The sequence below is a fragment of the Spirillospora sp. NPDC046719 genome (assembly GCF_040645715.1).
In the GTDB taxonomy this organism is placed as follows: domain Bacteria; phylum Actinomycetota; class Actinomycetes; order Streptosporangiales; family Streptosporangiaceae; genus Spirillospora.
Map to the genome: position 1 here is coordinate 1 of NZ_JBEYYT010000463.1, position 7155 is coordinate 7155.

6 protein-coding genes and 1 pseudogene are annotated in these 7155 nt (G+C 74.6%); 6 read left to right on the forward strand and 1 reads right to left on the reverse strand.

The features are described 5' to 3' along the window. From ABZ914_RS43055 to ABZ914_RS43075, 5 genes and pseudogenes are all read left to right on the forward strand, one after another. Positions 1 to 680: pseudogene (locus tag ABZ914_RS43055) on the forward strand (hypothetical protein); the annotation flags it as partial. Continuing rightward, on the forward strand, positions 677 to 2350 hold the full coding sequence (locus tag ABZ914_RS43060; protein ID WP_500200552.1) for a hydantoinase B/oxoprolinase family protein: 1674 nt from the start codon (positions 677 to 679) through the stop codon (positions 2348 to 2350). The pseudogene ABZ914_RS43055 and the gene ABZ914_RS43060, both read left to right, overlap by 4 nt. 49 nt (positions 2351 to 2399) lie before the next feature. Beyond that, positions 2400 to 3608, forward strand: a complete 1209-nt coding sequence (locus tag ABZ914_RS43065; protein WP_500200553.1) for a macrolide family glycosyltransferase — start codon at positions 2400 to 2402, stop codon at positions 3606 to 3608. Then, the gene (locus ABZ914_RS43070; RefSeq protein ID WP_500200554.1) at positions 3605 to 4489 is read left to right on the forward strand and encodes an SDR family NAD(P)-dependent oxidoreductase; all 885 of its coding nucleotides are present in this window, start codon (positions 3605 to 3607) and stop codon (positions 4487 to 4489) included. The genes ABZ914_RS43065 and ABZ914_RS43070 overlap by 4 nt, the downstream gene beginning before the upstream one ends. A 50-nt stretch (positions 4490 to 4539) precedes the next feature. Then, entirely contained in the window at positions 4540 to 4944 is a 405-nt protein-coding gene (locus ABZ914_RS43075) for a TIGR03618 family F420-dependent PPOX class oxidoreductase (protein ID WP_190853174.1), read from the forward strand. A 64-nt stretch (positions 4945 to 5008) separates the two neighbouring features. On the opposite strand, the gene ABZ914_RS43080 is transcribed toward ABZ914_RS43075, so the two are convergent. Then, positions 5009 to 5566 (reverse strand): NADPH-dependent FMN reductase, encoded by a 558-nt coding sequence (locus ABZ914_RS43080; RefSeq protein ID WP_500200555.1) that lies wholly within the window; start codon positions 5564 to 5566, stop codon positions 5009 to 5011. Between the two features lie 155 nt (positions 5567 to 5721). Between ABZ914_RS43080 and ABZ914_RS43085 the strand changes: the two genes are divergently transcribed. Beyond that, positions 5722 to 7149 carry an MFS transporter gene (locus ABZ914_RS43085; RefSeq protein ID WP_500200556.1) on the forward strand — a complete coding sequence of 476 codons (1428 nt, stop codon included), beginning with the start codon at positions 5722 to 5724 and terminating at the stop codon, positions 7147 to 7149. Positions 7150 to 7155: the final 6 nt, after the last annotated feature.

Genomic DNA, 7155 nt, shown 5'->3' on the forward strand with positions numbered 1-7155 from the left:
GCATGCTCCGCGCCGACCTGGTCCGCTACTACGTGCACACGCTGCTCGGGCGCGGGCGCGACCCGCGCGCCACCGGAGCCGGCGCGGACGAGGTCGCCGCCGCGTTCGCCGGGCTGGAGGAGCGTGCGAAGGCGGATTCGGCGGCCGGCGGGCCGGCGCCGGCGGACCTCCGGTTCACCCGGCTGGCCGACGTCCGGTACGTCGGCCAGGTCCACGAGGTCACGGTGGCGTTCCCGCCCGGAACCCGCGACGGCGCCGCGGCACTGGACGGGCTCATGGCCGCGTTCCACCAGAGCCACGAACGGCTGTACGGCTTCGCGCAGCCGGAGGCGCCCGCGGAACTGGTCAACCTCCGGCTGGAAGCGCGCGCGCCCACCCCCTCGCCCCCGTCCACGGGCGTTCCGGCGGCCGCCCGCGCACGGCCGGGCGGGGACGGGACGCAGCGGGCCTGGTTCGACGGCGCCTTCCAGGAGGTGCCCGTCCAGAGCCTGGAGGCGGTGCCGGTGGACGAACGTCGGAACGGGCCCGCGCTGCTGGCCGGCTCGGGCACGACCATCGTGGTCCCGCCCGGGTTCGCGTACGAGGTCACCGCAGGCGGAACGACCCTGATCTTCGCGGCCGACCGCGAACGGGCCGAGGTGCTGGCCGCGCTGCGCGGCGTGAAGGAGGCGGTCCGGTGACGGCGGCGATCCTGGCCTCGGTGGTCGACAACCGGCTGCACGCCATCGCCGCGCGGATGGCCGACGCGATGCTGAGGTCCTGCCGGTCCGCGGCGTTCCAGAGCCGCGACTTCGTGACCGGGATCTTCGACGCCGACGGCGCGTGGATCGCCACCAAGGACTTCATCCCGGTCCTCGCCGGGTCGCTGCCCAGCGCCTACGAGGGCGTCCTCGCCAAGTTCGCCGGCGACGTCGGCGAAGGCGACGTCTTCGTGCTCAACGACCCGTACCACGGCAACAACCATCCGCCCGACGTGACCGTCCTCAAACCGGTCTTCCACCGCGGCGTGCTCCGCTTCTGGACCGCGACCAAGGGCCACCACGCCGACGTCGGCGGCAGCGGCGGCGAGCTCGGCTACAACCCTGGCGCCCGCGACTGCTACGAGGACGCGCTCCGGATCCCGCCCGTCCGGCTGTACCGGCGCGGCGTCCGGCAGGACGACGTCTGGGACCTGATCCTGCTGAACCTCCGGCTCCGCGACGCGGTCGAGGGCGACCTGCACTGCCAGATCGGGGCGGCCGCGCTCGGCGAGCGCGAGCTGGTCGCGATGCTCGACGCGTTCGGCGTCGAACCGGTCCTGGAGGCCGTGCGGTTCCAGCTCGCGGCCGCGGCCCGGCACATGCGGTCGGAGATCGCCCGCTGGCCGGACGGGGTGTACGAGGCCGTCCGCCACCTCGACGACGGCGGCGAGCACCACCGCGAGCCCATCGCGGTGCGGCTCAGGCTCACCGTGGCGGGGGAGCGCGCCGTCTTCGACTTCACCGGGTCCGACCCGCAGGTGACCGGGTACGCGAACTCGACCCGCGCCAACACCGTCGCCTCGGCGCTCGTCGCGCTGTTCGCGGTGACCGACCCCGCGCAGCGCCGCACCAGCGGCGCCCTCTCGGCGATCGACGTGCTGACCCGCCCCGGCACGATCGCGCACGCGGTCGAGCCCGCCGCGACCACGCTGTGCACGATCACCGCCTGCGAGGCGATCGTGGAGACGGTGTGGCTGGCCCTCGCCCAGGCCGACCCGGCGCTCACCCACGCGGGCTGGTGCCGGGGGTACGCGTTCGCCGCCGTCGGGATCGACGAGCGGACCGGCCGGCCGTTCGGTGCCACCGGCGCGCTCAAGGGCGGCTCCGGGGCCGTGCTCGGGTTCGACGGATGGGACGCGATCGGGCCGCCGGTCGCCATGGGCGGCGGCCGCGAGGTGGACGTCGAGCTGCACGAGCTCGCCGCGCCCGCGACCATCCTGCACCAGGGCTTCGCGACCGACTCGGCGGGCGCGGGACGGTGGCGCGGAGGGCTCGGCGGGTTCTCGCGGTGGCGCATCGACCAGGACGGCGTCCGCGTCGTCTGCATCGGCTCGGGCGCGCTGAAGCAGACGGTGCCGTACGGCCTGGCGGGCGGTCTGCCCGCTCCGGCGAACCGCGGCGTCGTGCGGCACCGCGACGGGCGGGTCACGATGCCGCGCACCAACAGCACGCTCGTGCTGGAGCGCGGCGACGTCATCGAGATCCACACCTCCGGTGGCGGCGGCTACGGCGATCCCCGGGAGCGGTCGCGCGAAGCCGTCCTCGCGGACGTCCGCGACGGCCTGGTGTCGGAGGCCGCCGCACGGGACGTGTACGGCCTCTCCCCCTGACGTGCCTCTTCCCCTGACGTGCCGCGCGGCGGCGGATCGGAGCATCGCCATGACCCTGCACCTCCTCGTCCTCGACATCCCGTCCAACGGGCACGTGCTGCCGAAGCTCGACCTCGTCGACCGGCTGGTCCGGCGCGGGCACCGGATCACCTACGTGGTCGCCGGGGGTCCCGCCGACCGGGTGCGGCGCTTCGGAGCCGAGGTCGTCACCTATCCCTCCCTGAACCCTCTGGCCAGCCTGGCCGAGGACGACCCGGCCGCGGCCACCCGCGCGTTCTTCCGCGAGAACCTGGAGATCCTGCGCGCCGCGCGCGAGCACTTCGGCGACGAGCGCCCCGACGCCGTCGCCTACGACGAGGCGGCCTTCCAGGCGGGACGCCTCCTGTCCGGCCTGTGGGGGCTGCCGCCCGTCCTGCTGACCCCGAGCGTCGTGTCGAACGAGCACTACTCCTACTTCGACCACATGGAGCGCCTCGCGCCCGGCCACCGGCTGGCCGACCCGGTCGAGGAGATCGCCGAGGCGCTCGCCGGGTTCGGGCTCGGCGACCGGCTGGAGGACTTCCTGTGGAGCACCCGGCGGGTCCGGGAGCTGACGATCTCGTTCGTCCCGCCCCGCATGCAGCCCGAGCACGAGACCTTCGACCCCGAGCAGGTCGTGTTCGTCGGGCCGAGCGTCGAGAAGCGCGACTTCCTGGGCGCCTGGACCCCGCCGGCGGGCGCCGGCCGCGTGGCGCTGGTGTCCCTGGGCAGCGTCCGCAACGGCGACGCCGGATTCTTCGAGACGGTGGCCCGCGCGTTCGCCGGGACGGAGTGGCACGTCGTCGTGACCGTGGGGGACGGCCTCGATGACGCCGACGTCGAGCGGCTCGCCGGCCTCGCGCCGAACGTGGAGGTCCACCGCTGGGCGTCCAACGTCAGCGTCCTCGAACACGCGGACGTGTTCGTGACCCACGGCGGCAGCGGCTCGCTGGTCGAGGCCTGGTACACCGCGACGCCGGTCGTCATCGTCCCTCCGGCCGCCGACTTCCTCCCCTACGCCGACCGGACCGTGGAGCTGGGCGCGGGCCGCGTCATCGACCCCGCCGAGCTGGACGCGGACCGGCTCGTCGCCGAGGCGACCGCGGTCGCGTCGGACGCCGCGGTGGTCCGGCGGATGCTGGAGCTCCAGGCGCACGCCCGGGCCGCCGGGGGCGCGCGGCGCGCGGCGGACGTCATCGAGGCCCGTCTCGGCGTCCCGGCGCGGAAGGCGGCGTCGTGACCGCGCGGCCGCCCGCCGGAGCGGTGATCGTCACCGGCGCCGGGTCGGGGGTCGGGGCGAGCACGGCCGTCGCGCTCGCCGAGCGCGGTCACCGGGTCGTGGCGGCCGTCCACTCCCTCGACCGCGTCGCGGGCCTCGACGCGCTGACCGCCCGGTCCGGCGCCGAGATCCACGTCGCGGAGCTCGACGTCACCGACGAGACCTCGATCGCGCCGTTCGTGGACGGCGTCGCGGCCCGCCACGGCGGCCTCCACGCCGTCGTCAGCAACGCCGGCGTCACGGGCGTCGACACGTTCGAGAACGAGGACCTCGCGAGCTACCGCCGGATGTTCGAGGTGAACGTGTTCGGACCGGTCAAGCTGCTCAAGAGCGGCCTCCCGCACCTGCGCGCCGGCGGCGGCCGGTTCATCGCGGTCGGCAGCGTCGCGGGCGTGCTCGGGCTGCCGTTCCAGGAGGCCTACGCCGGGTCGAAGTTCGCGCTCGAAGGGATCCTCGAAGGCTTCGCGCCCGTGGCGCGGCGCGTCGGGGTCGCGGTGTCGGTCGTGGAGCCGGGTCCGATCGACACGGACGCCGTCCGGAAGACGGACTGGGCGCGCGTATTCGCCGGGGCCGGGCCGTACGAGCGGGTCCTGCGGCAGTACGTCGACAACGCGGCCGCGGTGCAGGGCGCGCTGCCGGGGTTGCCCGCCGCCCAGACGGCGGCCGAGGTCGCCGCCGCGATCGCCGATCTCCTGGCGTCCGCTGATCCGCCCTTCCGCTGCCAGACCTCCGCCGGCGCCCGCCTCCTCGTCGCGCGGAAACTCGCGGACGTGGACGGCGCGGCCGCCGCCGCGGTCATCGGCCGGTGGCTGGACGCCGCCCCTCCCGGACCGGGGGAATAGGGGGGTGATCAGGGGAGTCCGGGGACCGTTCCCGAATATACCTTTGCCGCATGGCTGAGAAACTCGATGAGAAGACCCGGGCATTCGTCGACAACAAGAATTTCCCCGTGGTCGCCACCGTGAACGAGGACGGGAGCCCGCATTCCTCGATCGTGCTGATCAAGCGCGACGAGGACGACTCCCTGCTGTTCGTGACGCACGCCGGCCGCCGCACCGAGCGCAACATCTCCCGCGACCCGCGGGTCAACCTCTCGGTGTTCGACATCGAGAACCCGGTCACCTCGATCGAGATCCGCGGCACCGCGAAGGTCCTGGAGGGCGGCGGCAAGGAGCTGGCCGACGAGCTCACGCTGAAGTACCTCGACGAGGTCCACGACGTGGACGACGTCTCGCGGGTGGTCGTCCGCATCGTCCCGCACAAGGTCATCCCGTTCCCGCCGGAGCCCGCTAAGTGACGTCCGGGCCGTACGACGGCGAGGGCGGGCGCCCGACCGGGCGCCCGCCCTCGCCGTGCGGGGCTCACTGCCGGACGGTGGCCAGCGCCTTCGACCAGGACTCCAGCTGGTTCAGCACGCGCTCCAGCTCGGCCTCGCGGAACTCCTGCGGGGCGAACTCGGGGTAGTTCGGGAAGTCGCCCGGGATGAGCAGGGTGACCTGCGCGGCCACCGACGCCACGCTCAGCTCCGTCGCGACGAGCCGCAGCTGCTCCACGGCCCGGGCGGCGCCGACGGCGCCGTAACCGACGAAGCCGACCGCCTTGTTCGCCCACTCGGCGTGCACGAAGTCGAACGCGTTCTTCAGCGCGGCGGGCGGCGCGTGGTTGTACTCCGGCGTGATGACGAGGAACCCGTCGTACCCGGCGACGACGCCGGCCCAGCGCTTGGTGTGCTCGCCGGCGTACTGGCCGACGGCCGCGGGGATCTGCTCGTCGTAGAGCGGCAGGCCCTGCTCGGCGAGGTCGACGATCTCGTACTCGGCCCCGGTGCGCCCGGCCGCGACCTTGTGCACCCACTCGGCCACCGGGCGCCCGATCCTGCCCGGCCGCGTGCTGCCCACGATAATGGCGATCTTCGTCATTTCTTCCACTCCCTGTGCTTCGGGTGTGTCCATCCTTCACCACTCTCCGAGAAGGGCGGAAGAAGGCACTTTTCCTTCCCGTGGTTACATCGATGTTCCTTCTTTTCGAATGCGGCTCCGGGTGGCACGATCACGGCAAAAGAATGGGAGGCGGGATGGACGTCGCGGAGACCGCGGTACGGACCGGGCGCTCCCCCTGGCCCGCCCTGGCGGTGCTCGCCACCGGGCAGCTGATGCTGATCGTCGACGGGACGGGGGTGGCGGTGGCGCTGCCGCGGATCCGTGCCGACCTCGGCCTCGCCGGCGCGCAGCTGTCCTGGGTCGTCAACGGGTACCTGGTCGCGTTCGGCGGGCTCCTGCTGCTGTGCGGCCGGCTCGGCGACCTCCTCGGGCGGCGGCGGGTCTTCCTCGGCGGCATCGCGGTGTTCACGGCGGCCTCGGCGGCGTGCGGCGCGGCCGGCGGCGCGACGGCCCTGGTGGTCGCGCGGTTCGTGCAGGGCGTCGGATGCGCGATGGCGGGCTCGGTGATCACCGGGATGGCGGTGGTGCTGTTCCCCGAGGGCCGGGAGCGGGTCCGGGCCATCACGGTGATCGCGTTCGTCGCGGCGGGCGGCGGGTCGGTCGGCGCGCTCGGCGGCGGGGTGCTCACCGAGCTGCTCGGGTGGCCGTGGATGTTCCTGGTCAACGTGCCTATCGGCGCGCTGCTGCTGCTCTTCGGCCGCCGCACGCTGCGCCCGGACCGCGGCATCGGCTGGGAGGCGGGCGCCGACCTGCTCGGCGCCGCGCTGGTCACCGCCGGGCTGATGCTCCTGGTCTTCGCGATCGGCTCCCTCGGACCCGGCGGCTCCGGCGCGGCGGCCACCGCGGCGCCGGCCGCGGCGGGGCTCGCCCTGCTCGCGGGCTTCGTGCTCCGCCAGCGGCGGGCCGCGGCCCCGCTGCTGGACCTGGCGGTCTTCCGCTCCCGGGCCTGGACGGGAGGGAACGCGCTGCAGGCGCTGTTCGTCGGCGCGATGTTCGGCTTCCAGTACCTGGTCACGCTGTACCTCCAGGAGGTGCTCGGCCTCGACCCGCTGGAGACCGGGCTCGCCTACCTGCTGGCGTCCGCCGTGATCGGGGCGACCTCGCTGGCGCTCGCGGAGCCGCTGATCGTCCGCTTCGGGGTCGGCCGCGTCCTGCCGGCGGGGCTCGCCGCCGGGATCCTGGCGTTCGGCTGGCTGGCGCGGGCACCGGCGTCGGGCACCTACGCGGTGGACGTGCTGCCCGCGATGCTGGCGCTCGGCGTCTCGGCGGGCCTGGTCCTGCCGGCGGCCACCGCGCTCGCCATGACGGGCGCGTCCGCCGCCGACTCCGGGGTCCGCTCCGGGGTGATCGGCACTGCGCAGCAGGTCGGCGGGGCGCTGGGCCTCGCGGGCATGGCGGCGCTGGCCGCGGCCGGGACCCGGCACGCCGGAGCGGCGGACGGGCCGGCCGCGCTGGCGCACGGGTACCGGATCGGCTTCGCCGCGGGCGCGGCGCTGCTCGCGCTCGCGCTGGTGATCGCCCTGCTGCTGTCGCGGGGCGGCCCGGCGGCGGCTCAGCGGTAGGTGGCG

What these genes read in the sequence shown, in the direction of transcription:
- ABZ914_RS43065 (WP_500200553.1), top strand. Translation starts at nt 2,400, where the DNA reads ATGACCCTGCACCTCCTCGTCCTCGACATCCCGTCCAACGGGCACGTG.
- ABZ914_RS43075 (WP_190853174.1), top strand. Translation starts at nt 4,540, where the DNA reads ATGGCTGAGAAACTCGATGAGAAGACCCGGGCATTCGTCGACAACAAG.
- ABZ914_RS43080 (WP_500200555.1), bottom strand. Translation starts at nt 5,566, where the DNA reads ATGACGAAGATCGCCATTATCGTGGGCAGCACGCGGCCGGGCAGGATC.
- ABZ914_RS43085 (WP_500200556.1), top strand. Translation starts at nt 5,722, where the DNA reads ATGGACGTCGCGGAGACCGCGGTACGGACCGGGCGCTCCCCCTGGCCC.